The organism is Gemmata sp. SH-PL17, assembly GCF_001610855.1.
In the GTDB taxonomy this organism is placed as follows: Bacteria; Planctomycetota; Planctomycetia; order Gemmatales; family Gemmataceae; genus Gemmata; species Gemmata massiliana.
The window spans coordinates 3,271,839-3,295,758 of record NZ_CP011271.1; the positions used below are offsets into that span (position 1 = coordinate 3,271,839).

Here is a 23,920-nt window from a genome sequence, read left to right on the forward strand (position 1 = left end):
GCATGGCTAACACGCCGCTCCCCCCGAGTAACGTCGCCGCCGCGACCGACACCGTAACCTACAACGGTCAATCGGCGGTGGTGCAGGTCATCCGCGAGGTCGCCCCGCCAACCGGGAGCGACCCAAAAACCGTTGTCGAAAAGTCGTGGGGCGCCGGCAACGTGGGCGCGGGAACGGAGCGCATCACCCTCGCGACCGACGACGCCGCAATTGCCGCTGTAGTCACCGCTGTAAACGCCCTCGCGACCATCCTCGGCATCGTGGACAGCGCGCCCGCCGCGAACACGGTCAACGACCGACTGCGGCTCGTCGTGGCGGGGCTGGCTGGGCTGCTAAAAGTCGCCGGCATCTACAACGCGGCGCTGCCCACGCTCACCGAGGGCCAGTCCGCCCAAATCCAACTCGATATTAACGGTGTGCCCTACGTGAACCAGGGTGCGCTCAGTTCGCTCCTGGACAGCATCACGGCCCGGCTCGGGGGCGTGGCGAGCGGCGGCGCGAAGCTCTCCCATACCGTGTGCGCGGCCACTACGAACGCGACGGTCGTCAAGGCGAGCGCGGGGCAGCGGTACAAGGTCAAGGTGCTCAACCTCAACACGTCCGAGGCCCGTTACGTCCACTTCTGCAATTCGGCCTCCGCCCCGACGCCCGGCACGACGACCGTCGTGGACACGCTCGCGGTACCGGCCGCGGTCTCGTCCAGCCTCCCGACGGTCGTCGCGGACACCCAGACGCTCGGGGTCGAGTTCACGACCGGTATCAGCTTCTACGTGACGAAGAACCCGCTCCCGGCCGATACCACCGCGCTCACCACCGCCTCGGACACCATCGTCATCGTGGAGTGGTTCTAATGGCGGACCGCACCGAGGTGGTACGCTCTCACACGGCGCGTGCCCGGGTCGCGCGCGCCTACCACTCGCGCAACTTCGGGGTCGCCGTCCGCCCGCTCCCCCCGACCGGACTCTCCGGCACCCCGACCACTAACAGCGTCACCCTGTCTTGGACCGACGCCAACGCGGGTATCGCGACCTACCGGGCGGAATACTCGCTCGACGGGGAAGAATGGTCCCTTGGCACCCCCACGGCGGCCGGGGGCACGTTCGTCACGGTCGGCGGGCTGGCGCCGGCCACTCTGTACTTTTTCCGCGTGTTCGCGGAGGTAGAGTTCCAGGGCGATCCCGTCGATTCCGCGACCGCGCCGGTCGTCACCGTCGTCACCTCGGACCCGCCCCAGCTCCCGCCCGGCGCGCCCGTCGGCCTGAACACGCTCGTCCTGTCCAGCGAGCGCATCGACCTCGGCTGGACGCCCGCGGACGACACCGACCAGGGGTTCGAGGTCCAGTATTCGCTGCACGGTGCGGACACGTGGACCTCCCTCCCGCTCACGGCACCGCACGCGACCGGGGCGTCCGTCACCGGGCTCGTGACCGGCACGAGTTACGACTTCCGGGTGCGCGGGTTTAACGGATTCGGCCCGTCCGACTGGACGCCGATCGTCACCGCGCAAACGCAGAGCCCCGCGCAGGCGCCGAACGCGCCCACGAACCTCGCGGTCTCCCTGCCGTCCGGCGGCGCCGCGGCGAGCCAACTGAACCTGTCGTGGGTCGACAATTCGGTCAACGAGACCGGGTTCAAGATCGAAAGGTCCGCGAACGGGATCGACGGGTGGACGCAGATCGACACGGTGCCGGCCGGGGTCACCACCTACCAGGCCACCGGGCTCAGCCCCTCCACGACGTACTTTTTCCGCGTCCGCGCCTACAACGGGTTCGGTGACAGCGCGTACACGTTGGTGCGGAGCGGCACCACGCAATCGGGCGGCTCGTCGGCCCCCGCCGCGCCGACGCTCGCGCAGCCCACGTCGAGCGACGCGACGCACATCACGCTCGTGTGGGTGAGTAACGCGACCAATACCGAATCGTACACGGTGTACCGCGGTATCGCCTTGACGAGCATGGTCGCGATCGCCACCGGGCTCCCGGCCGACACGCTCACCTACACCGACCCGAGCGCGGGACCGGCGGGGAAGTACTGGTACTACGCGGTCGCGGCGGTCAACGGGTTCGGTGAGACGCGGAGCAACAACCGGTACCTCCAGTCCAAACCGAACGCGCCGGCCGCACCGGGCGGAACGCTCTCGGCCACTGTTCTGTCCCCGACGCTCGTGCGGGTCGACCTGACCTCCAATTCCGCGACGAACCCGCCCGCGGTGTTCACGACGTGGCAGATGTCGACCGACGGGGAGACGTGGCCCCCGGGCGACACCGCGAACGTGTGGCCCCAGATCCCGGACGACACGACCGACGTCCAGACCCAGGGGTATTACAACACGTTCCAGGCGGCCTACGGCGCCGCGCCACAGCGGTTCCACTTCGCGGGGCTGACCCCCGGCAGCACCGTGTGGTTCCGCGCGGTCAACGCGAACAGCGGGGCCGCGAGCCCGCCGTCGAACGTGGTCGGACCGGTCACGCTCCCGCTGACCCCGCCCACCGTCACGGCACCGACCGGCGTCACCGGCACCGCACTCACGGCCGTGTCCGCGCTCGTGCAGTGGGCGCTCCAGGCGGACCGCGTCGAAGAGGGGATTCTGGTCGAACGGACGGCCGACAACGGGACCACGTGGCAGGTCGCCGCGCCCAACATGTACCCCGGGTGCGTTTACCTCGTGGACTCCGGACTCGCCCCGGGCGCGACGTACAAATGGCGCGTGACCACTTTTACCGGGCGCACCCAAACCGGGTACCAAACGTACTCCTACGGGCAGTCCGCGACATCAACGGTGTCCGCCGGCGTCGCGCTCGGGGGCACATCGGGCAGCGCCCCGACCGCGCCCACGAACCTGACCGCGAGCGCCTACGACGACACCCGCGTCAGTCTGGAGTGGCAACTGACCGCGGAGGATGAACTCGGTACGGCGATCGAGGTGTCCACGAACGGCGGGGCGGACTGGGCGCAGTTGACCGCGGTGGGCAAGTGGGTCTGGTCCTGCTACGTGACCGGGCTCGCGGCGGCCTCGTCCTACCAGGTCCGGGTGCGGACCTTTAGCGCGGGCGGGTACTCGTCCTACTCGAACACGGTCACGGTCTCCACGCTCGCGGCCGGGCACACGTACACGGGCGACCTGGACCTGGCCCCGGCGCCGGCGACGGTCATGATCCCGCCGCAGCAACTGGCGATCTACCGCCAGATGCAGATCGACTACAACAACGGCTCGCCGGTCAACCACGGGGGCCAGCAGTTCGCGCGGATCAAGACCCTGGCGGACCAGTCCGTCGCGTACCACTCGTCGGGCACCACCACGGGCCTCGGGTACCTCGACGCCTGGGGCGACGTGGGCTGGTACGCCGCGCTCATGTACCAGATCACCGGGACGGCGGTGTACGCCCAGGCCGCGTACACAATGCTGGTGGCGAACCCGGCCGGCGCGCAGAGCACGTTCGGGGCGCAACTGCTCGTGCGCCCCGTGTGGACGCTCCGGGGCGCGCCCGCACTGAACTTCGTCAGCGCGACGCTGCAGCAAGTCATCATGATGTACGACTGGTGCCAGGGGGCGTGGACGACCAACCAGAGAGCCAACGTCCGGGCCGGCATCGAGGCGTGGATCAAGTACACCGCGGGCTGGAACACGAAGCAGTACACGGGCGGGGTGCGCATCGGCCCCGCGCAGGAGACGAACCACAACTCGTTCGCGGTCGGCTATTTCGGACCCGCTTTTTGGGACGCACTGGGCCGCGCCCCGTCCGCGGGCTCGTGGACCCGGCAGAGCCAGTTCGTCCCCTACGGGGGGTTGCAGCCGGCCTACGCGACCCAGACCGGCAGCCCGAACAACAACACGTTCGCCAACGAGGTGTGGGGCACGTGGGCGCAGCAGCTCTCCGGCGGCACGCCCGCGGAATCGAGCGAGTACGGGGGCAAGACCGCGGTGGCCTACGCGCTCAACGAGACGGCCATCCGCGAGGCGCGGTCGCTCGCCGGGGACAACACGGACTACCACCCGCTCGCCCGCACCGCGGTGCGTGAATCGGCGCTCGCACAGGTCTCCGAGTGGTCGCCGGACCTGCTTCAGGTGTACCAGTTCGGCGACGAGGGGGTGACCCACGGGATCGGGTCCAACGGGTTCGTCCGCGGGCGCCACGGGCCGCTCGCGCTGGCCGGCAACGTCTCGCGCGGGAACGCGACAATCGGGCCGGCCGCCCTGGGACTGGCGCGCGAGATCTACGACAAGAACAACGCGGCCCCGTGGGGCGGGAGCACGACGCCCTACTGGTGGTACTTCGTGCGGGTGAACCCCTACGCGACCACCGCGGCCCGTAGCACGCTCCCGGCCGGGCACGGCGACCCGGTGCAGGGGATGGTCACCTACCACACCGGCGCGGGAGCCGACGACAGCTTTTTCGCGTGCCTGATGAACCCGGTCAACGGCACCGACCACCAGGCGTTTCAGTTCCGGAACCACGGCGTGTACCGCAAGGGCGGGTGGGCGCTCACGAGCCCGCTCGGGTACGGCGGGCCGGGGATCTACGCCGACTGCTCGAACCAGATGATGATCGGGGGGCTCGGGCAGTTCGGCAACTTGTTCCGGCCGAACGGCGCGGTGGTCCGCGGCACCCAGCGCCCGCTCGCGTACAAGTTCGGGTCGGCGTTCGCTTACGCTTACTGCGTGGGCGAGACCTACGGCCCCTACTACGACGTCGCGGTCATCTACGGCGGCACCCCGCCCGCGTTCTGCCACGAGTGGACGCCGGCCGTCGTGTACGTCCCCTCCACCGACGGCAAGTCGGACGTGGTCGTCACGTTCGACCGGGTGCTCGCGCAGAACCCGATCCTGTTGCCCAACGGGGGCGGCACCGGGACCGGGGTCGGGTTCTACGCCACGTACCGCGCGAGTGATAGTTTGGCGGACCGTACCCGCATCACCTCGAACCCGGTCTCGAACGTCCCGCTCGGCGCGAGTACCACGGTACCCGCCAGCCCGGGCACGCCCGCGCTAAAGCAACTGATCGTCCACGCCGCCGCGGTCCCGACCATCAACGGGGGCGGAGCGGACATCACCTGGAGCACGGCCGGCGCCACCGGGTACCCGTCCCCGGGCTCGAACCTGAAGATGGTGCCGCTCCTGCCCGCGAGCCGGGTGGTCGCGACCTACTCCGAGGCGGCGATCTTCTACCCGCCATACCGCGACGTGATCGCGGGGAACGCGAACCTGAGCACGGTCGCGGACGGGAGCGCGTACTCGCCCGAAGCGCGGTACCAGGTCCGCGTGTGGCCGTCGACGCCCTGGCCCGCGGACACAACGAACACGTGGGACACGTTCCTGAACGTGGTGTTCATGTCGGACGTGTCGGGCGGGCCCGCGACCCAGACCGCCACGCTCGTGCAGGACTCCACGGGCGGGACGAAAGCAGCGGGGGCGCTCGTTACGCGGTCCTCGCAGAACGATGTGCTGGTGATGTTCGGGGCCGCGCCCTCAAGTGGGCTGTGGCCCGCGACGACGTTTAACCGGGTGGAGTCGAGCGGGTACACGGTCACCTGGACCTCGGTAGCGGGGACGACCAACGTCGTGCTCGCCAACCTGGACCCGACGAAGACGTGGACGTACACGGTCGACGGGGGCGGGGCGCAGTCACTCACCGTGAGCGTCGACTGGGGCGACACGGCGCGCATCGGGGCCGCGGGCGAGTTCCAGGTGAGCGGTACCGGGAGTCACACGATCGTGCTAACGGGGGTGTAGGAGTATGGCCGTTGGAGCGTTTTCGCGCGGGCGCACCGCGGACCCGTTCGGGCTGCTGTTCGCGAACGGCGGCGTCGCGACCACGTTCGCGATGAATGCCTTAAATAACGGATGGGCTGCGCGTCACGAGGCCCGCAGCGCCCTGAAACCGAAGGGGTTTTGGATCAACGGATCGGCCGTCTCGGCGCCCCCGACCATGACCGGACGTATCGAGACGCTCGACTCCAACGAAAAGCCGTCCGGCACGCTCTACGACGCGAACGCGACCAAGACATTCACGCTGGTGACCGGGTGGCAACAAATCAACTTCGACACGCTCCCGACGACCGCGCGGTCGCCGGGAACCGGGTACGCCCTGGTGCTGCTCTCGAACGGTAACGGGACCACGAACACGATCCGCTCCGCAATCGGCGTGAACGGGTTCCCCACGGCCGTGTTGACAGCCTCCGACGGATCGACCCGGAGCAACTTCGCCGTGGTTTCGGCATCAACGCCGATGTGCGCCCTCGTGCTGGAAGACGATTCGATCGTCGCCGAAGGGATGTGCCCCTACGCGGTAGGCGGGACGACACAACAGATTTACGGTACTCGTGCCATCGGGATTAAGTTTCCGCTCGCATCACCTGCTGTCGTTGACGGAATTGACGTCGGTACGCTCGGGATCACGGGAACCCCGACCAACCTCGTTGCGAAAATCTACAGCGGCTCGTCGGCCGTGAGTGGCGCGATTAAGACGGCGCGGTTTCAAAGTATCCAGAACACGACCTCCACACGCCAGATGCGGCTCCAGTTCGAGGGCGGTCCGGTCGCCCTCGCGGCCGGCACGTACCGCGCGGTCATTCACCAGAGCGACACGACGACCGCGAGCACGAACCGGTTCAACCTGTCCACCGCGGTCGCCGTATCCGCGGACTTGCTGCCCGCAGGAGTGCAGCTCACGACCACGCTCGACGTGACCGCAGGGAGCATCACGTGGACCGACACGCCGACGGAAACGCCCGCGGGGTTCGGGCTGATTTTCTCGGACCTCCCCGCGGGCGGTGGTGGCGTTCAGATGCCGATTATCATCAACCTGTAACGAGCTGCTTTTTGCGACGAAGTAGGGCCGCGAACGGGACCGCAGAGGCAACGAGCACGAGGCCGGCCGGTGCGGGAGTGGGCTGGGGGACATCGGTTTCGCGGAAGTTGGTGAGGTAGAACGTGAGCGACGGAGTGCCGACGTCGAGCGTGGGATTGAGAAGTGACGGCGAGAGGAATGTTGCTGCGGAAGGGAGCGTGATGTCGGTGCGAAGCGTGCCGTCTCCTTTTTCATTTGTAACCGTGTAGCTGTAAGTGGCAATGAAAACGTCTGGAGTGGTTCCGTTGACCGCATAAAGGTCATACAGGATGAGGGACGTTTTTGGCGTTACGTAATCGCTAACAATTGTGATTTCAGGAAACACCACTGCTTGTGTGGTTGTGAAACCCCCGCTTGGTACCGGAAGCGGACCCAAAACGACACTCGTATTATCCAAGAGGTCCGACAGGTACCCGATCGACGGCAGCGGGTCGGGCGACGTCACCGTGAACGCGGCACCGGCCCGCCCGGTCGAGAACAGCACCGTGGCAGCGGACAGGGCGAGGGCGAGAGAGAGGGGGCGCATGGGGGCGTGCTCCGGAGTAACGGTTGTACAGGCGATGCCGATTAGACCATATCGCGCCGAGCGGTGCAAGGTAATTCACGCGGGGGCTGAACCATGCTCTTACTTTTGTTTTTGTCTGGTCGTTCTCGCGGGGGCACGGTGTGCGGCACGGTGACGGTGAGTGCGCGCGTGGGCGGCACCGTGTCCATCGAGGCGTGCTGACGCCAGTTCCCCCGGCTTGCCTCATTATCGGGGCATGGCAGCCAACGTGATTTTCATCGGCAGTGACCACGTTGTTGCGTGGGAAGGCGCGACCGGTGACGGCACGTACCTGAACGCCGCAACGGTGGGCTACGCGCTGTTGGACGCGGGCGGAACCGCGGTCACGGTCTCGGGAACGCCGGTTACGGGCACCTTGGACTACGTTGCCGATTCAAACGGCGATTACCGGGGCACGATTGAGAGCACGGTGACGGGCACATTGCGGAACGGGGCGCAGTACCTGCTCGATGTGACGCTGGTCCAGGCACCGTTTGACGACAAGCGGCGCCTGCGGGTCTACGCTTCGTACCGAAGCGGTAACCCGTGACCCCATTTCAAAGAACAAATCAACAAATGATTATTGCCATCGACTTCGACGGGACGATAGCGGAGCACGAGTTCCCCGACATCGGCGCGCCCGTTCCCGGTGCGTTCGAGTGGATGAAACGCTGGCAGGACGCGGGCGCCAAACTGATCCTCTGGACGATGCGCAGTGACGGACGGTCCGCGGACGGTTCGCGCGAAAACGGCCCGGTGCTCACGGAAGCCGTCGAGTTCTGCCGGAGAAACGGGGTGGAGTTTTACGGGGTGAACGGCAACCCGGGACAAGCGTCTTGGACACAATCGCCCAAAGCATACGCCCACGTCTACGTGGACGATGCCGCGTTCGGGTGTCCGCTGCGGGAGAGCCGGAAGGCCGGGAACCGCCCGATGGTCGACTGGTCCGTGGTCGGTCCGGCAATCCACGCGATGCTGAGGCCGCCGACAAGTTCCCCTGCCGAAGTGAATAACTGAGCCTACCACGTTACCGGCGCTGCCCCCACGCGCTGGCAACGAACGCGGGCGGCGAGACCCTCATCTCGCCGCCCGCCACTTCCGGAAACCGCGCCGCTCAGCGCCGCTCCCACTTCCACCGTACACCGCGGTGGGGAAGGGGGCAATAAATGGTCGCGCCTATCTCTGTAACAGATTTCATCGTCACTAACGATTGTATCGACCTGCTCCGGAGCCGGCGCGCAGCGTCGGGCTACCGCAACGTTTACGAGACGCACCCGGAGGCGCGCCACGACGGGCGGCGCGCGGTGAAGTACGTCGCGAAGGTGCGCGTGGGCGGGCACCTGATGCGCATTCCCGGGTCCATTTGCCCGAACCCGCGGGAGTGCGCGGCGCGGGTGATCCGCTGGTACATGGACCGGTTCGGGGACCAGTGGCGGCGCGCCATCGTGCGCCGGATGGCGGCGCCGGGACCGCTCGCCGAAGCCGCGTGGAACAAGGAGGACCGCGGGTGGAACCTGTGGGTCTACGAGGGCGGGGCAAAGGTCAACGTGCGCGAACGCCGGTGCAAACACGGCTGGCGCCCGCTCACGCCCGTCGAGAGCCGGTTGCGAGTTAACGGCAAGCCCGTCGGGCGCCCGAAGCTGTTCGCGACGAAGGGCGACGCCGAGCGGTTCGTCGCGGTGTGGTTGGCGCGGCGGTGGGGGATGTTCTGGGAGGAAGTTCATTGGCGCATCGCGGACGCGCGCAAGACCGCGTGAGGCGAATGACGATGGTACATGCACAGAGGAGTAAATATGTCGCAGACCGTTCATCACTTGGAGCCACAAAATATGCGTCGCGAGCATTGGATGGTGCAGTTCCGCAAGAGCGCGAACGACAAGATGCAGTTCAAGTTCTGCGAGTCCCGAAGTGAGGCCGAGTCGGTGGTCAACAAGTTCAAGAATGCGGGATACCACGCGAGCGCCTGGGAGTTGTAAGCCGGGCATGTTCCCCGTGAGCGTGATGGAATTGCGATGTTCACACACACGCATACGGACGGACCTTCAATGCCCGATACGAACCCAACCGATACCGCCGCGCCGACGTGGTTCGCGCGGAACCGCGCCTACGTCGTGGGTGCGATGATGCTCCTGGGATGGTTCACGAGCGCGATACAAGCCGTGCGCAACGGGCAACCGGTCCCGCCCCCGCCCGTGACCCAAGTTCCCGCCCCGTTCGTCGGGGAACAGCCGGACGTGCCCATTAACTACGAGGGCGCGCGGTACCACGGCACCGAGGCGCACGGGCTGGCGCACATCGAGGCGAGCGGGCGCCCGTGGCCCACGAAGAACATCACCTATTGGGTCGACTACTCCACCGTGCCGCAACTCCGCCCGGCACTCAGTAACGACATGGTTTCGGCTGCGTTCAAACAGGCGTGGAACTGGTGGGCGGAGGGGCTCGACATCGAGCCACAGGAGGTGACCGACCCGAGCGCCGCACTCGTTACCATTCGCTTCGAGAAGATGGACGGTCCGAACGGGGTGCTCGCGGAAAGCTACCTCGCGGACGGGACGCTCAACCCGAAGAGCCAGCGCTACGACTCGTCCGAGCGGTGGACCGTGGGCCCGCCCGCGTCCGGGTTGCTCTCGCTGCCGACGGTCGCGTGCCACGAAATCGGGCACGTGCTCGGGCTCGGGCACGACGACCCGACCGCGCCGGCCGTGATGCGCCCGGTGTACTCTGCCTCCCTGCCGCGCGAGCAGGCCCGTGACTACTCCCGGATGATTGCACTGGGCTACAAGAAGCGGATTGCCGCTCCGACCGGTCCCGTGGACGTGCTCAGTTTCCCGGTGCAGGCGAAGACCACGGACGTCATCGACTCCCTCAAGAAAGCCGGCTTCACGGTGACCAAGCCATGAGCGACCTGAAAGCGTTACTGATTGCGGTTGTCGCCGGGGCGGCGCTCGCGGCGGTTGTCGCCGGGGCATTCACCCTCGCCCAACGGGGTGCCACCGGGTTCGGCGGCACCCCGACACGTACCGGATTGGAGCAGCCATGAGCAAAGCCAACGGTAAGCCGTCTCCGTTTCCCGTTCCGGATGCCTCACTCGCGACGGGGTTCGACTACCCGTTCTCGCGCCGCGAGGTGACGGCAACAACCGTTCGCGAGACAGACAAGGTCGCGAGCGCTACGAATGGTGCCGTGGCGAAGAAACTTGAAGACAAGGGTGAGTGAGTGCGATACGCAGCGTTACCGCTGATTCTCGCCTGCGCGTTGGTGGGCACGGCTGCCGAGAGCGCCCCCGCGCCGAAAGATGCCGCGCCCATCGGGTTCACTGAGATCGTCAGCGCTGCCCACGCTGACGCGAAGGCGCTGCCCGTTGAGGTAGCCGCGCGCACCCGGTACCTGTCCGCGGCGCACCTTCCCGCGGTCGAGCGGCGCGAACTTTATGCGGTCCTGAGCTACCACATCAACGGTTTGTCCCGGGAATCCAAGCTTACTGCTGCGCGAAAAGTAACCGAGTGGCTGTGGGCGGTGGACCTAGTGGATTACCGCTGGGACGCGAAGGTCTGGGACGAATTGAAGCGGGCGAACCACTACTTCGCAATCAAGGTCCAGACGGCAGCCGTTGCCGCAGTTCCCGTGACGAAGACGCGGCAGGTCACGAAGTACGATCAGTACGGCCGCTCGTACCAGGCGAACGAGGAGTACACCGAACCGGGCGCCGCGACCCCTGCGAAAGAGGACTTCATTCCCGCGCCGTGGCTCCCGGTGAAGGAGATGACGGAACTGGTCTCGCTCACCGGTTCCGCAACCCCCATCGTGCGCGCCGACGAGTTCCTGTTCAGGACCGGCGCGCAGGCGGAGCGCAAGGGCCACGGGTATTACGACTGGCTCGGGTTCACGAAGCGGGCGGACGCGGAAAAGCTCGCCGCACTCGACCGCAAAAAGGCAGAGGAACTGTACCGCGAACTCGCCGCCATTGTGCCCGTGTCCAATGTCTCGCCGAACAACCGGCAGGTGTTCCGGTACGCGACCCTCACCGGCTCGTGGTGGGAGAGCCGCGACGCGAACAATAGCGCCGACAAGAGGAACGCGGTCGCGAACCTGCTCGAAGACTACCAGCACGACGCCGAGGAGATCGTGTTCACGCTCCCCAACGGGCTGCCCGGGTTCTATTTGAGCGACGCGAAGGGGAATCAGGTCGACACGGCCCCGGACACGATCGCATCGGACGGGCGCTCAACAAACAACGACCGCCGCGTGCACGTCGGGTACTCGTGCGTCGCCTGCCACCAGGACGCGGGCCTCAAGCCGATGAGGGACTATGCGCGGAAGCTGTACGACCCGCAGACGGGTGTGTCACTGGCAGCGGTGGCTGTTGACCCGCTCAAAGCGAAGCGACTGGAGAGCGTGTACCTCGGTCCGCTCGAGAAGGCTTACAAGCGCGACAGTGGCGACTACGCGGACGCAGTCGAACAGGTTTCGGGGCTCAAACCCGCGGCGCTGGGCAAGGGATACGAACGCCAGTGGGCGCGATACCTCGACGACCCCGTTACCCTCGAGCGCGCCGCAGCCGAATGCGGGGTCACTGTGGACGTTTTGCTTTCCAGACTGAGGGGCTACGCGCGAGTCAAGAAGGTCGTTGACCCGGTGCTCGTGGGCTACCTGATTGACGAGCCGCCCCCGATCCGCCGGGAGCACTTCGAGGAGCGGTTCCCCGTGCTCATGTTGATTCTGGGAGGAGCCACCCCGTGAACAGTGACGGCGTCGTAATGTGCGCGGCTACTGCGCTGGCACTCGGTGCCTGCGGAGGGATCGGGAGTTTGTTGCTGCGGGACTTGCCCAGACAGCACGTGGTACGTTCGGGCCGGGTCGCAATCGCGATTGCACTCTTTGTGGCCGGCACTGCGGCGATCGCGTCCATGCCCCCGGTGCAATCGTACTCCGTACCGGCCTACGGCGGGGTGCCGCTCCAACTGCTCGGCCAGCAAGGTGGCATGTCCGCGGCCGACGCGAAGCGGCTCCTGGAGATCGAAGAGGAGCGGCTCGTTCTCCAGCGCGAGAGTAACGAATTGCTCCGCGCGATCGCGATCAAGCTCGAAGCCCCGCTCCCGCAGGCGCAGAAGAAAGCCGACCTGTTCACCGTCGCGAAGGCGAAGTGCGCCGCGTGCCACACGCCCGGGAAATCCGAGGCGAAGGGCGGTAGCTTCATCCTGTTCAACGACGACGACGCGGCCGCGCTGAAGCCCCTGAACGGGGCCGAAAAGCGCGCGGTCAAACAGGCCGTGCAAGACGGCTCGATGCCCAAAAACGGCAAGCTCTCGAAGGACGAGCAGGCCGCGTTCAACTGGTGACGTTTCTAACCCCGTTTCTGGAGAGATCGAATGAAGACTCTGATTGCTTTGGCAGCGGTTCTGGCGACCGCTTCCGTTTCACTCGCGCAGTGCAGCGCATCCCCGGTCCTGACGATTCCCGGTGGCGCGAACTTCTATCAGCAGCAGGCCCCGGTCGTTCAGGCCCAAGTGGTCGCGGTGCCGACCGCGCTGTTCGTCGTGCCGGGCGCGCCCCAGGTGCAGGTCGTACAGCAGCAGGCCGTAGTAGTGCAAGCGGCCCCCGTCGTCGTGCAACAGGCGCCGGTCGTGGTGCAAGCCGCACCCGTGGTCATCGCACAGCCCCCGGCGGTTGTGCTTCAGCAGAAACTGTTTCTGCTGAAGCAACAGCAACAACAAAGGGTGAAACTGAAGGAATTGCTTCAGCCCCAGCGCCAGCGGTCGTTCTCGTTCCAGCGCAGTGTGATTCGCTAGCCACATTCGCCCGTCGGCGTCCATGCGCCGCGGGCACTTGCCTGGGTTCGCTAAATGGTAAAGCGGAGCGTCTTAGAAACGCTTGTCCCCCCGCGGGGAAACTGTCGGTTCGAGTCCGACCCCAGGTACTGACTCCCCAAACGAAAGGCTCACATGAGTTGGTCCGCACTGATTACGCTGCTGCTCCAGTTCTTCGGACCGCTGTTGCAGAAGTTGCTCGACGACCTGCTGAACCGGCTCACCCCGCCCCAGAGCAACATCGAAGCCATCGACCCGCCCGCGGGCATGGCGGCGCTATTCCAGGCGGCGCGGGACCAGACGTGGTGGTTCCAGTTCCGCAAGCGCGCCCAACTCGCGGTCGCGGAGCGAATCGCGGTGCGGCGCGCACCGGAGTTCTGGCGGGCGATGAAGTTCAGCCAACCCGCGCCGGCGCTCACGCTGGTTGAGAAGGAACAAATCCGCGACACCCTGTGAGCCACGCCATGACCCGCACCGTTGCCGCTCTGCTGCTCCTCGTCGGGTGGGCGCCCACCAGCGCCGCACCCGTTCCCCCGCGCCCCAAGCACCTCACCGAAGAGATGCTCGTCGGGCGCTGGGACTTCACGTGGGGCGACAGTCGCGGCACGCTGTGGGTGGGTGCTGACGGCGAGTACGCGGAAACGCTTGAGGGGCACGGCAACGTCATCTATCACGGGCGCTGGTGGCTCGACCGCAACGAACTGGTGATGCGCGAATGGCGGTTCGACCCCGAGCACCAGACGAATTGGGGACCGCAAACGTACCGGTTCGAGCTCGACCTGCGGGACTACCCGCGGTTCAGCAGCACGACCGGTGTGGTGCGAATCACGATGGCGAACCGGAGGCAACCCGGTGAGTGACACGGAAACGGAGCTGGCGATGGTGTTCGAGACGTGCCCACACTGCGGTAAGTCGCTTCACGAAGAGGATGCGGTGGTGCTGCCGTTTGTACCACCCGGGCACAAAGAAGCCGTTACTGCGGTCATCGACGCGAGAACCGCAAGCGACACGCGAAAACATTGGTCGCCTTCGCGCGACAGCGAGACGCCACCGCTGCGCATCTACCGCCCGCCCGGTGAGTGATCACCCCGCCTCCGCCGGCAAGCCTCGTGTGAGGCGCCCGCACGGCGGGAGAGGACACGTGGGGTCGGGGGATGTGCGGGGCAAAATCCCGCCAGCATTCCGCCAGCGCAATCGAAAGCCGGTCGCAAGTTATTGCTAGTAAAATACATAAATCTTCTATGTTGCCATATTCAGGTTCTAGCGCTCGCAAGGGCGTGGAGGTTCAAGTCCTCTCCTCGGCACCTTTAGCCCATCGGGTAAATCCGGTGGGCTTTTTTCATTTCTGCTAGAATTTTTCAGCATTTTCTCGTCGCTGGACCATCTAGGCTTTGGTCGTCTGCGTGTCATGTAGCCCGATTCGCTGCCCTTTTTGGTGGACAAAATGCCAATTCAATGCCCTTATTGTGATTAGAACCTGTTCCCTTTCGAGCGCAGAAGCTGAATCTAGTGTGTCTGCCAATTCCGCCACCTCGGTCTCAGAGTAATTCGTCTGGCTCATTGGGCCGGCGCTCGTATAATTTCTCGTTGTCACATTATCCGGGAGGCAGAATGGGATTGCGCATGCGGGTTCACGACCGGGAGCCGATTGGGGCGGCCCTTCGGCGGTTCAAGAAGTTGGTCGAGCGGAGCGGGCTGAAGCGCGAACTACGCGCTCACGAGTACTACGAGAAGCCGTGCGAAGCTCGGAGCCGTAAAGAGGCCAAGCGGCGCAGCGCGATTAAGAAGGCGGCTCTCGGAAAGCCGCCGACCAAGGAACGGTCATACTAAACGCGACCGAGATCAGTGAACGAACGCGGCCCGCCCCGAATTCGGAGCGGGCCGCGTTTGTTTTGGAGCATGTGTTGCACAGTTTCTAGTTTGGTGGTCGGGAAAAAGTTGAAGCCGGCGACCAAGTCGCCGGCTCTCGTGGATAGGGTTGGGGACGGGGAGTGGGGTAGGGGGAGCGGGCCGGGGGAACTGGCCCAACTTGTTGTTCGACGAATCAAAGTAAAGCAGACCGCGTGCCAATACCCGAATTGTGGTGACCGGGAGTGACGATACGCGATTTCCTCGCTTTTGTGGTCGGAACGGTTACGGGAAGTGCTCGGGCCGGTTGTAACACTTACCGCGATGTGTAGGAGAGGCGATCGAACCGGAACCTTTTGCCGCAAATACGGGCCGAATGTGCCGCCGCGCCAACCCGTCTTCCCCTTCTTCGCGCGCTTCGCTATGAACCCCCGAACGGATCGGACCGATGAGATCCGTAAGACCGCCTACTCCTGTGCGAAAGCCCCAAAATGCCGCAGATGAGCGAGAGCGCCGCTGAGAAGCTCACTTCGCAACAAGCAACGGCCCTGGTCCGGGTTCTCGACCTCCAGGCCCGGTGGGAGAACCACCGCGACGACCCCGCGAAGAGCGCCGCGTCCGCAGCCGAACTCCAGGTGCGCCAGAAGTCGTTCGAGGCGTTCCGGGCCGCGTTGCGCGAGTTTACCGCCGAATACCGCAACGCCCAGTTGCCCGAACCGACGCAGAACGTCCCCGACCGACTGGCGATCTGGTGCCGCACCCTCCGGGCCGTGTTGCGGCGCGCGGAGAGCGGGAACCCGTCCGCGCTGCTGCTCAAGGTTTACCGGCTCGCGGATCGGATCGCGATTCGTGTGGGGAAGGAGCTGGTAACGCGGGTGCCGGTGGCGGATTTATCGGAAGGAATCCGGGAACTGGACGCGGTTATCGCGTGGTGCGAGGCGCCCATCATACTTCCCGTGCGGAAAGACGAAGCGGCGTAGTGCCGAGCGAGATCGCGCCTCGTGACCGTCAATCGCGCTTGGTCGCGAGGCGCGCGCGGGCGGCCGCGACCATTTTCGTGAACTCGGGGTCTTTCCGGATCGGGTCGAGGTCCGCGTCCGTATCGACCATGTCGAGGCCGAACCCGGTCTTGAGCGCGGACCAGAGCAGGTGAAGGGCCTCTTTTTTGTCCTCGTGGTGCGACTTCGCGGTGAGCGCGTAGATGCACCCGACCTGATACAGGTTCGCCGGGCGCGTGTCGCGGAGTAGGGATTCGCGAGCGTCTCTCAGGGCCTCGTCGCGTTTCCCGCGCCGGGCGAGTTCGACCCCGCGCCCGGCCCGCGTCGGCACGTGGTCCGGGTGCAGTTCGACCGCCCGATTGAGCACCTGCAGTGCCTCGTCCGGTTTGTTCAGGCGCTCGCCGAGAATGTGCGCCTTCAACTGAAGCGCGGTCATCGAGAACGGGTTGATCTTCAGTGCTTCCTCGGTGTCCGCGAGAGCGCCCTTCACATCGTCGGCGAGCCGTTCCGTTCCGCGTGCGACCCAACTGAGTTCGTCGGCGGGCGTGAGCCGTAGCCCCTCTTCGCGGTCCGCTTGGGCGCCCGAGAGATTATTCCGGCGCTGGCGAATGGATGACCGCAGGAGGTGGATTTGTACCGGCGCCCCGCCCGCATCGAGTGCGCGGGTGAGATCGGTTTCGGCCGCTTCGAGGTTGCCTTCCAGGTCGTAAATCGTTGACCGCTGGACGTACACCTCGGCCGGGACCGGGTCGAGTGTGATGGCGCGCGTGAAATCGTCGCGTGCGTTCTTGAACGCCCGGCCCCGGGCCAGCGCCAGCCCGCGATTGCGCCAAGCGGGGGCGAAATCGTCGCGCAGCGCGAGGCACGCGGTGAAGCACGCGACCGCATCGGCGTCGTGGTCGAGCGCCAGGTGAACCGTTCCGCGCACGAACCACGCGGAGAAATTTTTCGGGTCGAGGAAGGTCGATTTCCGCAAGTGCGGAAGTGCTTCGCGGTGCCGGCCCTGTTGCGTGAGCACCGCACCCAACAGGTAGAGGTCGCGCGCCGATTCCAGCGACGCTTTAAGTGCTTCAGCACGGAGCGCTTCGGCTTCTGCGCGACTACCGCGTAAGTCCGTAATTGCAGCGCGCTGTTCGCGGACCGCGTGGGGCAACCGGTCGCCGGCAAACCGGGCCGCGGCCTCGTTCCACTTCGCGGCCCGGTCCAGGTTTTCCGTTCGCGCGGGTGGATCGTCCGATCCCATAGCCCGGAGGTACGCGACCTGCGCCATGAGGTAGAACGTTTCCCCGACGTCGCCCATCAATCGCGTGCGGTCCGTTTCGGGCAGGCGTTGCACCTTCGCGGTTGTGGCCCAAGCTTCCGCGTCTTCGGGCACGTCGTACCGTGCGAGCACCGCTTGGAGCTTGGCGTCCGCTTCGTCCAACCGCGGGCGCGACTGGTTCCGGTCGTCGAGGAAGAGTTGAGCGCCCGCGAAATCGGTGCGGTGGTCCGCGAAGAGCGCCCGCGCGCGATCGTTCTGACTCTGATCCCACGAGTACGCGAAGCTCGCCCCGAGGCACGCGAGCACCACCGCGGCGCCGGCGCCGACCGTACCGGAAGACGCCAACCGCGGGTTCCGGCGCGCCCATTTTTGTACCCGCTCGCGCACGGACACGTTCGGGGCGAAGCGCAGCGCGCGGTTACTCAGGTGCCGCTCGATGTCTTCCCGTAAGTCTTCCGCGCGCTGGTAGCGCTCGGCGGCGTTCGGCGCGAGACATTTTCGCACGATCGCGTCAACGGCCGGGGACACGGAACGATTGAGCGCGCGGGGCGAGGGCGGGGCCTTCTCGCGGTCGGCGAGCATCGGAGCCACCACGGACCGCCCGAGGCTGCGCCGGACCGGGAACGGGTGCTGTCCGGTGAGCAACTCGAACAGAATGACGCCGAGGGCGTAGATGTCGCACCGGCCGTCGAGAGTACCGGCCTTGTCTCGGAACGCTCGCATTTGCTCGGGTGCCATGTAGGGGAGCGTACCACCGATGGCGGCGCGCTCGGCCCCGTCGCGGGTTTTGGTGTCTTCGGCGAGGTTGAAGTCGAGGAGCATCGGGCGCCCCTCGTCCGTGAGCAGCACGTTCGCCGGTTTCAGGTCGCGGTGCAAGATGCCCCGATTATGGGCGTGTGCGAGCCCGTCGGCCAGTTGCTCGGCGAGACAGAGGACCGCTTCAACGAACGACAGCCCTTCGAGCCGCGCCCAGCCGTCGGAGCTGTGTTCGAGCGGCACCGTTGGGGCAGGTGGCAAAGAAGGGAGCACACCCGGTGTGAGAGCAGAATCAACTCGGGAGGGTGCGGACCCGGCCGACGGTGTGGTGAGTTCGCCGCGCTGGGCGATCGTGCTCCGGAGCTCGCGCCCGGAACTCGGGAGGCTCTCGCGCCCGCGGAGGCTACCGATGACACCGGCGAGTGTCGTGCAGCCGTAGTAAGGCATGCACGCGGCCTGGAGCGATCCGTCCCGGTGGAACGAGTACACCGGGACGATGTTCGTGTGCTGCATCTGAGCCAGCGTCCGTGACTCGCCCCCGACGTCGCACGCCACCTTGAGCGCGACCGGGCGCCCGGCCAGATCCCCCTGGCGCGCCAGGTACACCCGACCGAACGCACCGCGCCCCAACTCCTTTTCGATGCGGAACCCGAGGTACTCGTCGCCCGCTCTGGGGAACCTGGCTTCGGCCTGGACCCACGCGGACAAACTCTCCGCGCTATCACGGTCGTTCAAATCAACGGTCGGGATGACGGAAGGTGAAGTGGGCATGGTGGTTCGGGGAGGGGATGCGGGATACTCTTGTCAGCTCGGCCCGAGCACGCTCCGGAACGCACGTGAGCGCCCGGAGCACTTTCATTGCGGTTTAGAAGAAGTACCAGAGACCCATTGGGGCTGGCAGTGACGGCGCGATGTAGATCGTCGGACTGTACGTCGGCGCGGGCGGGGGCGGTGGTGCGATCAGCGGCGGTGCGTATGTGCCGATCCCCTCCGTTAATTCCAACAGTGCCAGGTGGTACCGGATTGGGGCAACCGTTTTCCCAGTTACTGAGTGGTACACGTACTTGAACGTATAGGCTCCGGCCGCGAGGTACTGAACCGCCGTGACCGCGGGCTGACCGGATTCGGCATCGAGAACGAAGATCACTTTCCCGGTGGCGTCGGTCGCGGTCAGTTTCGCTCCGCCCGCGCCCGCGGCAAGCGCTTCGGAAAACAGTGCGAACTGGAAGATACCGCCATCAGTCACGACGAGTGTGGCGGTGCTCGTGGTCGCGGACGAACTGAGCGCGCCGCCGCCGATTTCTTGTGCGGCTGCGGTCATTGATTGGTTGAAATCGGCGCCGAAATAGTAACCGCCGGTGTTGTTCGCGCCGCCCGGGGAGCGCGCCGATATCTGGACGATGTATTTCGCGTCCGCGGGGGCGTTCGGGATCGCGATGCTCATGATGCCCGCGCTGTTCGCGAGCACCTGGAACGCGATCGCATTACCCCGTGCATCGAACACCCGCACGCGCGGGTTCAGTGCCCCGTCCGTGGACCAGACAACTACGTTTAAGGTCGCGGTCCCGCTCGCCGTTGCGGGGGAGTAAATCTTGTAGAAATCGGAGTCGGTCGCGTCCTCGATCGACCCGCGGTACTGAACGTCGAACTGCCCCGTGCCCACGATCGCGAGGCGCTTGTCGGTTGTGAGGTTGAGCGCCGTTGCAAGAGTGTCGTTCGTGTGCGCGTCCAGAACCGGCGGGGTTCGGAGCGGTTTGGCGGCTTTGTTGTTTGGATCCGCGGTCAACCGGTAGCTGCCGATCCCGAACACGTCGGAGGTCGCGCTTTCGACCTTGATGAAGTACGTGGCGCCGTTGGCGAGCGCGAGGTTGAGGGTGATGTCGTTGTTGAACGAGTCCTGGGCCGCCGCGCTCGCGACGAGCTTCCCGGTGGAGTCGTACACGCTCACCCGGGCCTGGAGGAGACTAAGCCCCTTGGCTTGGAGCGTGATCGTCGTCAGCGCCCCGGCCTTGAACTTGTAGCCGTCCACGTCGCCGAGCGTGGTCAGGTCACCGTCGGCGACGTAGGCCCCGACGGTCGCGTCCTTCACCATTGCACTCGCGGTGGCGCGCGTGTCGTTCGGCCCCAGTAGGTCGAACTCGTCGGGCAACCGGGCGCCGTACAGCGCCCGGAGCGCGGCAATGTCGCTCGCGGTCAATTGGGCATGGTAGGCGTATGTCGCGTTCGTGGCCGATCCCGGTGCGGTCGAGTGGTCCAGTCCGAGTGTGTGCCCGGCTTCGTGCAGCGCGACAGAGAATATGTCGTAGGCGCTGGCAACGTTACCGATTCGGTACGGGACCGCGTTGCTGAATGTCACATCACCCGCGAACGTGGTGCCGGTCCAACTGAACGGGGACGCGGCCGCGGCTTCGTCGGCCGAGATCGGGGCCGCGGCGATGCGGATGTCACCGAACCGGGCGTCGCCCTGGACCGCGCCGACCGTGCCGAGCGCTTGTCCCCCGTCTGCGACGAGTCCGATGTTGATGTTGGCGTTCACGGCCCATGTTTGGAACGCGCGGAGGATCTCGCGCTCCCATGCGGTGGTCGTACCGGCCGCGGTGAGGGACGCGAACAGGCTACTCGGTCCGGTGGGGGTGGCCGTGCCGTCGGGCACGAAACTCAGTGTCATGTGGCCGGGATCGGCCCAGGCGACACCGAACGAGCTGGGGAGTGAACGGTCTTCGAGTTGCTCAAACGCGCCGAAGCGGCGGGGCGAACGCATCTTTGGTCTCGCTGACAGGGCGAACGATTCGCTGGAGAAACGAACCAAACAGCGGAGTCACACGAATTGAGGATAGACCGCTCCAGTGGAAGAAGTGTGCAAGATCGTAAGAATTCCCCAAAGTGCTGTCCGCGTACAAAATATTGTCTCCGTGTGAGACGAACCGTCGCGCACGGGGATAGAAATCGCGCCCCCGGCGAACGGCTCTTCTATCGGTGTGCCGTGCGGCACGTTTAGGGCGAGCGCGGAATTTACAACGTTCACTTTTCGTTTCCACGCGGGCGGCGCGGAGTCGCCGCGTGAGCTAAGAATAAGGTGATGCTCTCCGCGTGCTCGCCCGCACCTCTATAGTTCGGGAACGCGCTACGCCCGCCGCGCCCACGAGTTCCCGCGATGCCCAGCGCCCTAACCTCACTTACCACAATTGCTCCCGTCACAGATGGTCTGCTCGCCCTAGCCGCCCTCACCGGCACCTTGTTTGTTCTCCTGCAACACCGGCGCCCTGTTCCGGCTCGTGCACTGGCCGCGCTGTTCGGTGCGGTCGGGCTGGGGGCCGCGGGGCACGCACTCGCGCCGCTGATCGGCGCCCGGTTCGTAACCGGTACGGTCGGGTTCGGGGCCGCGCTCGCGTGGGTTGTAGTCGCGCGTTTGTGGTTCCACGTGCCGCCGGTCCCGCCCGCGCCGGTTACCGAAGTGGGCACGGACCCACAGCTACTAGATGTTGCTCTCGGCGCGTGCGGGGACGGGGTGGTGATCGCGACCACGGACGAGCACGACGGGGTGCAGGTCGTGTACTCGAACGCGGCCTTCGCGCGATTGACTGGGTACTCGTGCGATGAGGCCGTCGGGCTCAGCCCCAGCGTTCTTGCGGACGAAGCGGACGGGCTGGCAGCGATCCGCGAAGCGGTCCGGAGCACCAAACCGGTGCGCGTCGAGCTACCGGGGCGCCGAAAGGACGGCACGCGGGTGTGGGCCGAGTGGCAGATCGTTCCGGTGTCCGATGCCGAGGGCCGGCACACGCACTCGGTGGCCGTGATCCGCGAAACGACCGAGCGCCGGCGCGCGGAGCAGGCCCTGCGCGAGAGCGAGGGGCGGTTCCGCGGGCTGTTCGAGCAGGCGGCCGACGCGATCCTGGTGCTCGACCGGGGCGGGCGCGTCGTCGACGCCAATCATCAGGCGTGCCACACCCTCGGGCACGCGCGCGAGGAGCTAATGGCCCTGGCCCTGGCCGACCTGGGGATGAAACCGGCCGCGGATCTGGGGCCGGGGGAAACGAGCACGTCGGAGAGCATTTACCGGCGCCGGGACGGGGCGGCGATCGCCGTCGAGGTCCGGTACACGGTCATCGAGACCGGCGGGCGCCGGTTGCACCTGGCGCTGATCCGGGACGTGACCCGCCGGCGCCGCGCGGAGCAGGCCCTGCGCGAGCGCGAGGACATCCTCCGCACGGTCATTACCCACATTCCCTGTGGGGTGTTCTGGAAGAACCGCGATCTGGTGTACATCGGGTGCAACGACCAGGTCGCGCGCGACCACGGGGCCGAAGCTCCCGAGCAACTCGTGGGGCGGAACGACTTCGACCTCACGAACGTCCCGTCGGAGGCCACGTTCTTCCGGGACTGCGACCAGCAGGTTATGGAGAGCGGGCAGCCGATCCTCAATCTCGAAGAGTTCCAAACGCGCCCGGATGGCACCCGCGCCACACTTCTGACCAGCAAGGTACCGTTGCGGGACTCGCGCGGTCAGGTGGTCGGGGTGCTCGGCGTGTACCAGGACATCACCGACCGAAAGCGCCTGGAAGAGCAGCTCCGGCAATCACAGAAGATGGAGGCCGTGGGGCGGCTCGCGGGCGGCGTCGCGCACGACTTCAATAACCTCCTCACCATCATTCGCGGGAACGCGGAACTGCTCCGCTCCCCGTCCGAGGACGCCGCCGCGTCCGCGCTGTTCGACGACCTCCTGCTCGCGGCCGATCGTGCGACGGCTCTGGTGCGCCAGCTCCTGATGTTCAGTCGGCGCCAGCCGGTGCGCGTCGAGATACTCGATCTGAACGAGGTCGTAACGACCGTTTCCGGGCTGCTGCGCCGGTTGCTCGGGGAGCGCATCACGGTCGAAACCGCACTCGCCCCGGTACCCGTTACGGTCCGGGCCGACCGCAGTCACTTGGAACAAGTGATTCTGAACCTCGCCGTGAACGCGCGGGACGCGATGCCCGGGGGCGGGACGCTCACCGTGGGCACCGTGGCGCTCGAACGTAAACTCGGCGAACCGCGGTTCGCGCGGCTCACAGTCGCCGACACCGGAACGGGCATGACGGACGAGGTGAAGGGCCAGATCTTCGAGCCGTTCTTCACCACCAAAGGACCGGACAAAGGAACCGGGTTGGGGCTGGCGACGGTGTTCGGGATCGTGGAGCAGGCCGGGGGTCGGATCGGGGTCGAGTCGGCCCCCGGAGCCGGGACCACGTTCCGGGTGGAGCTCCCCTGGTGGGAGGGGAACGCCTCGACGCTGGGGCGGACCCCGGCCCCGCGATCGCTCTCGGGGCGCACGGGCCGCGGGGTCTCGGTGCTCCTCGTGGAAGACCAGGACGCCGTTCGGCAGTTCGCGCGGCTCGCGCTCCGGACCCAGGGGCACGAGGTCCATGAGGCCGAGAACGGCGAGGCTGCACTGGAACTCGCGAACAAGGGCACTCATTTCGACGCGATCGTGACCGACGTGACGATGCCGGGCATCGACGGGCGCGAACTGGCCGCCCGGATGCGTGTTCTCCGCCCGAACATCGCGGTGGTCATTATGTCGGGGTACGCCGCGGAGTCCGAGCGCGTCGAACCGGTTGCGAACTCCGTGTTCCTGGCGAAGCCGTTCCCACCGGGGGATCTGTTCGAGGCGCTGAACAAGGCACTCCGGCTCGTTCACTGCGAACCGAAGTCCGCAGTAAATTCGTCTCACTGCCCCCCACCGGCGGCGATCATCCGTGCCTGATTTGGCACACGAGCAGAGTTCAAGAGGGGATCGACACGGGCATCAGTTGGATGCTTGTTGGCGCGGGCCGATTGGGGTGAACGGAGTGCTCTGCTCTGGGAGAACGCTTTCAGGC

22 protein-coding genes and 1 tRNA gene are annotated in these 23,920 nt (G+C 66.2%); 20 read left to right on the forward strand and 3 right to left on the reverse strand.

All coding sequences use genetic code 11. From position 1 onward, the window contains the following. Window positions 1-2: 2 nt before the first annotated feature. The 3 genes from VT84_RS13670 to VT84_RS13680 are packed head-to-tail and all read left to right on the forward strand — an operon-like array spanning window position 3 to window position 6,809. The gene (locus VT84_RS13670; RefSeq protein ID WP_082839943.1) at window positions 3-851 is read left to right on the forward strand and encodes a hypothetical protein; all 849 of its coding nucleotides are present in this window, start codon (window positions 3-5) and stop codon (window positions 849-851) included. Then, the gene (locus VT84_RS13675) at window positions 851-5,731 is read left to right on the forward strand and encodes a fibronectin type III domain-containing protein (protein WP_082839944.1); all 4,881 of its coding nucleotides are present in this window, start codon (window positions 851-853) and stop codon (window positions 5,729-5,731) included. The genes VT84_RS13670 and VT84_RS13675 overlap by 1 nt, the downstream gene beginning before the upstream one ends. Window positions 5,732-5,735: 4 nt before the next feature. Then, window positions 5,736-6,809: a hypothetical protein gene (locus VT84_RS13680; RefSeq protein WP_082839945.1), complete on the forward strand. Its 1,074-nt coding sequence runs from the start codon at window positions 5,736-5,738 to the stop codon at window positions 6,807-6,809. Here VT84_RS13680 and VT84_RS13685 read toward each other — a convergent pair. Then, window positions 6,799-7,374: a hypothetical protein gene (locus VT84_RS13685; RefSeq protein WP_082839946.1), complete on the reverse strand. Its 576-nt coding sequence runs from the start codon at window positions 7,372-7,374 to the stop codon at window positions 6,799-6,801. The two genes, VT84_RS13680 and VT84_RS13685, sit on opposite strands and share 11 nt — an antisense overlap. A gap of 235 nt (window positions 7,375-7,609) precedes the next feature. Between VT84_RS13685 and VT84_RS13690 the strand changes: the two genes are divergently transcribed. The 16 genes from VT84_RS13690 (at window position 7,610) to VT84_RS13750 (ending at window position 16,027) form a co-directional block, all read left to right on the forward strand. Continuing rightward, the gene (locus VT84_RS13690; RefSeq protein WP_082839947.1) at window positions 7,610-7,942 is read left to right on the forward strand and encodes a hypothetical protein; all 333 of its coding nucleotides are present in this window, start codon (window positions 7,610-7,612) and stop codon (window positions 7,940-7,942) included. Window positions 7,943-7,968: 26 nt separating this feature from the next. Next, window positions 7,969-8,409 (forward strand): hypothetical protein, encoded by a 441-nt coding sequence (locus VT84_RS13695; protein WP_082839948.1) that lies wholly within the window; start codon window positions 7,969-7,971, stop codon window positions 8,407-8,409. 149 nt (window positions 8,410-8,558) lie between these two features. After that, window positions 8,559-9,149, forward strand: a complete 591-nt coding sequence (locus VT84_RS13700; protein ID WP_082839949.1) for a hypothetical protein — start codon at window positions 8,559-8,561, stop codon at window positions 9,147-9,149. Between the two features lie 72 nt (window positions 9,150-9,221). After that, window positions 9,222-9,368 (forward strand): hypothetical protein, encoded by a 147-nt coding sequence (locus VT84_RS38495; protein WP_157469489.1) that lies wholly within the window; start codon window positions 9,222-9,224, stop codon window positions 9,366-9,368. 69 nt (window positions 9,369-9,437) lie between these two features. Continuing rightward, window positions 9,438-10,292, forward strand: coding sequence for a matrixin family metalloprotease (locus VT84_RS13705; RefSeq protein WP_162271695.1), 855 nt, complete (start codon window positions 9,438-9,440; stop codon window positions 10,290-10,292). Further along, window positions 10,289-10,432 (forward strand): hypothetical protein, encoded by a 144-nt coding sequence (locus VT84_RS38500; RefSeq protein WP_157469490.1) that lies wholly within the window; start codon window positions 10,289-10,291, stop codon window positions 10,430-10,432. The genes VT84_RS13705 and VT84_RS38500 overlap by 4 nt, the downstream gene beginning before the upstream one ends. Next, window positions 10,429-10,608: a hypothetical protein gene (locus VT84_RS13710; protein WP_082839951.1), complete on the forward strand. Its 180-nt coding sequence runs from the start codon at window positions 10,429-10,431 to the stop codon at window positions 10,606-10,608. The genes VT84_RS38500 and VT84_RS13710 overlap by 4 nt, the downstream gene beginning before the upstream one ends. Beyond that, entirely contained in the window at window positions 10,609-12,132 is a 1,524-nt protein-coding gene (locus VT84_RS13715; protein WP_082839952.1) for a hypothetical protein, read from the forward strand. Next, window positions 12,129-12,731, forward strand: a complete 603-nt coding sequence (locus VT84_RS13720; protein WP_082839953.1) for a hypothetical protein — start codon at window positions 12,129-12,131, stop codon at window positions 12,729-12,731. Before VT84_RS13715 ends, VT84_RS13720 begins: the two co-directional genes overlap by 4 nt. 30 nt (window positions 12,732-12,761) lie before the next feature. After that, window positions 12,762-13,181, forward strand: a complete 420-nt coding sequence (locus VT84_RS13725; protein WP_082839954.1) for a hypothetical protein — start codon at window positions 12,762-12,764, stop codon at window positions 13,179-13,181. Between the two features lie 39 nt (window positions 13,182-13,220). Next, window positions 13,221-13,309 (forward strand) — tRNA-Leu (locus tag VT84_RS38505). A gap of 25 nt (window positions 13,310-13,334) precedes the next feature. After that, complete coding sequence (locus VT84_RS13730; protein WP_082839955.1) at window positions 13,335-13,655, forward strand: hypothetical protein; 321 nt, start codon at window positions 13,335-13,337, stop codon at window positions 13,653-13,655. An 8-nt stretch (window positions 13,656-13,663) separates the two neighbouring features. Then, the gene (locus VT84_RS13735; protein ID WP_082839956.1) at window positions 13,664-14,059 is read left to right on the forward strand and encodes a hypothetical protein; all 396 of its coding nucleotides are present in this window, start codon (window positions 13,664-13,666) and stop codon (window positions 14,057-14,059) included. Beyond that, window positions 14,052-14,282: a hypothetical protein gene (locus tag VT84_RS13740; RefSeq protein WP_082839957.1), complete on the forward strand. Its 231-nt coding sequence runs from the start codon at window positions 14,052-14,054 to the stop codon at window positions 14,280-14,282. Before VT84_RS13735 ends, VT84_RS13740 begins: the two co-directional genes overlap by 8 nt. Window positions 14,283-14,810: 528 nt before the next feature. After that, window positions 14,811-15,029 (forward strand): 30S ribosomal protein S21, encoded by a 219-nt coding sequence (gene rpsU, locus VT84_RS13745; protein WP_052558149.1) that lies wholly within the window; start codon window positions 14,811-14,813, stop codon window positions 15,027-15,029. Between the two features lie 509 nt (window positions 15,030-15,538). Next, window positions 15,539-16,027, forward strand: coding sequence for a hypothetical protein (locus VT84_RS13750; protein WP_052558147.1), 489 nt, complete (start codon window positions 15,539-15,541; stop codon window positions 16,025-16,027). A 28-nt stretch (window positions 16,028-16,055) separates the two neighbouring features. Here the strand turns inward: VT84_RS13750 and VT84_RS13755 are convergent, their stop codons facing one another. Both VT84_RS13755 and VT84_RS13760 read right to left on the reverse strand, forming a co-directional pair. Then, a complete protein-coding gene (locus VT84_RS13755) occupies window positions 16,056-18,833 on the reverse strand; it encodes a serine/threonine-protein kinase (RefSeq protein WP_082839958.1) in 2,778 nt (925 codons plus the stop codon). Between the two features lie 94 nt (window positions 18,834-18,927). Further along, window positions 18,928-20,823, reverse strand: coding sequence for a matrixin family metalloprotease (locus VT84_RS13760; RefSeq protein WP_082839959.1), 1,896 nt, complete (start codon window positions 20,821-20,823; stop codon window positions 18,928-18,930). Window positions 20,824-21,216: 393 nt separating this feature from the next. Here VT84_RS13760 and VT84_RS13765 point away from each other — a divergent pair, with 393 nt between their 5' ends. Further along, window positions 21,217-23,805, forward strand: coding sequence for a PAS domain S-box protein (locus tag VT84_RS13765; RefSeq protein ID WP_082839960.1), 2,589 nt, complete (start codon window positions 21,217-21,219; stop codon window positions 23,803-23,805). The last annotated feature ends 115 nt before the right edge of the window (window positions 23,806-23,920 follow it).

What these genes read in the sequence shown, in the direction of transcription:
- VT84_RS13760 (WP_082839959.1), bottom strand. Translation starts at nt 20,823, where the DNA reads ATGCGTTCGCCCCGCCGCTTCGGCGCGTTTGAGCAACTCGAAGACCGT.
- VT84_RS13725 (WP_082839954.1), top strand. Translation starts at nt 12,762, where the DNA reads ATGAAGACTCTGATTGCTTTGGCAGCGGTTCTGGCGACCGCTTCCGTT.
- VT84_RS38500 (WP_157469490.1), top strand. Translation starts at nt 10,289, where the DNA reads ATGAGCGACCTGAAAGCGTTACTGATTGCGGTTGTCGCCGGGGCGGCG.
- VT84_RS13690 (WP_082839947.1), top strand. Translation starts at nt 7,610, where the DNA reads ATGGCAGCCAACGTGATTTTCATCGGCAGTGACCACGTTGTTGCGTGG.
- rpsU (WP_052558149.1), top strand. Translation starts at nt 14,811, where the DNA reads ATGGGATTGCGCATGCGGGTTCACGACCGGGAGCCGATTGGGGCGGCC.
- VT84_RS13765 (WP_082839960.1), top strand. Translation starts at nt 21,217, where the DNA reads ATGCCCAGCGCCCTAACCTCACTTACCACAATTGCTCCCGTCACAGAT.
- VT84_RS13685 (WP_082839946.1), bottom strand. Translation starts at nt 7,374, where the DNA reads ATGCGCCCCCTCTCTCTCGCCCTCGCCCTGTCCGCTGCCACGGTGCTG.
- VT84_RS13695 (WP_082839948.1), top strand. Translation starts at nt 7,969, where the DNA reads ATGATTATTGCCATCGACTTCGACGGGACGATAGCGGAGCACGAGTTC.
- VT84_RS13710 (WP_082839951.1), top strand. Translation starts at nt 10,429, where the DNA reads ATGAGCAAAGCCAACGGTAAGCCGTCTCCGTTTCCCGTTCCGGATGCC.
- VT84_RS13735 (WP_082839956.1), top strand. Translation starts at nt 13,664, where the DNA reads ATGACCCGCACCGTTGCCGCTCTGCTGCTCCTCGTCGGGTGGGCGCCC.
- VT84_RS13705 (WP_162271695.1), top strand. Translation starts at nt 9,438, where the DNA reads ATGCCCGATACGAACCCAACCGATACCGCCGCGCCGACGTGGTTCGCG.
- VT84_RS13755 (WP_082839958.1), bottom strand. Translation starts at nt 18,833, where the DNA reads ATGCCCACTTCACCTTCCGTCATCCCGACCGTTGATTTGAACGACCGT.
- VT84_RS13670 (WP_082839943.1), top strand. Translation starts at nt 3, where the DNA reads ATGGCTAACACGCCGCTCCCCCCGAGTAACGTCGCCGCCGCGACCGAC.
- VT84_RS13675 (WP_082839944.1), top strand. Translation starts at nt 851, where the DNA reads ATGGCGGACCGCACCGAGGTGGTACGCTCTCACACGGCGCGTGCCCGG.
- VT84_RS13730 (WP_082839955.1), top strand. Translation starts at nt 13,335, where the DNA reads ATGAGTTGGTCCGCACTGATTACGCTGCTGCTCCAGTTCTTCGGACCG.
- VT84_RS38495 (WP_157469489.1), top strand. Translation starts at nt 9,222, where the DNA reads ATGCGTCGCGAGCATTGGATGGTGCAGTTCCGCAAGAGCGCGAACGAC.
- VT84_RS13700 (WP_082839949.1), top strand. Translation starts at nt 8,559, where the DNA reads ATGGTCGCGCCTATCTCTGTAACAGATTTCATCGTCACTAACGATTGT.
- VT84_RS13680 (WP_082839945.1), top strand. Translation starts at nt 5,736, where the DNA reads ATGGCCGTTGGAGCGTTTTCGCGCGGGCGCACCGCGGACCCGTTCGGG.
- VT84_RS13750 (WP_052558147.1), top strand. Translation starts at nt 15,539, where the DNA reads ATGCCGCAGATGAGCGAGAGCGCCGCTGAGAAGCTCACTTCGCAACAA.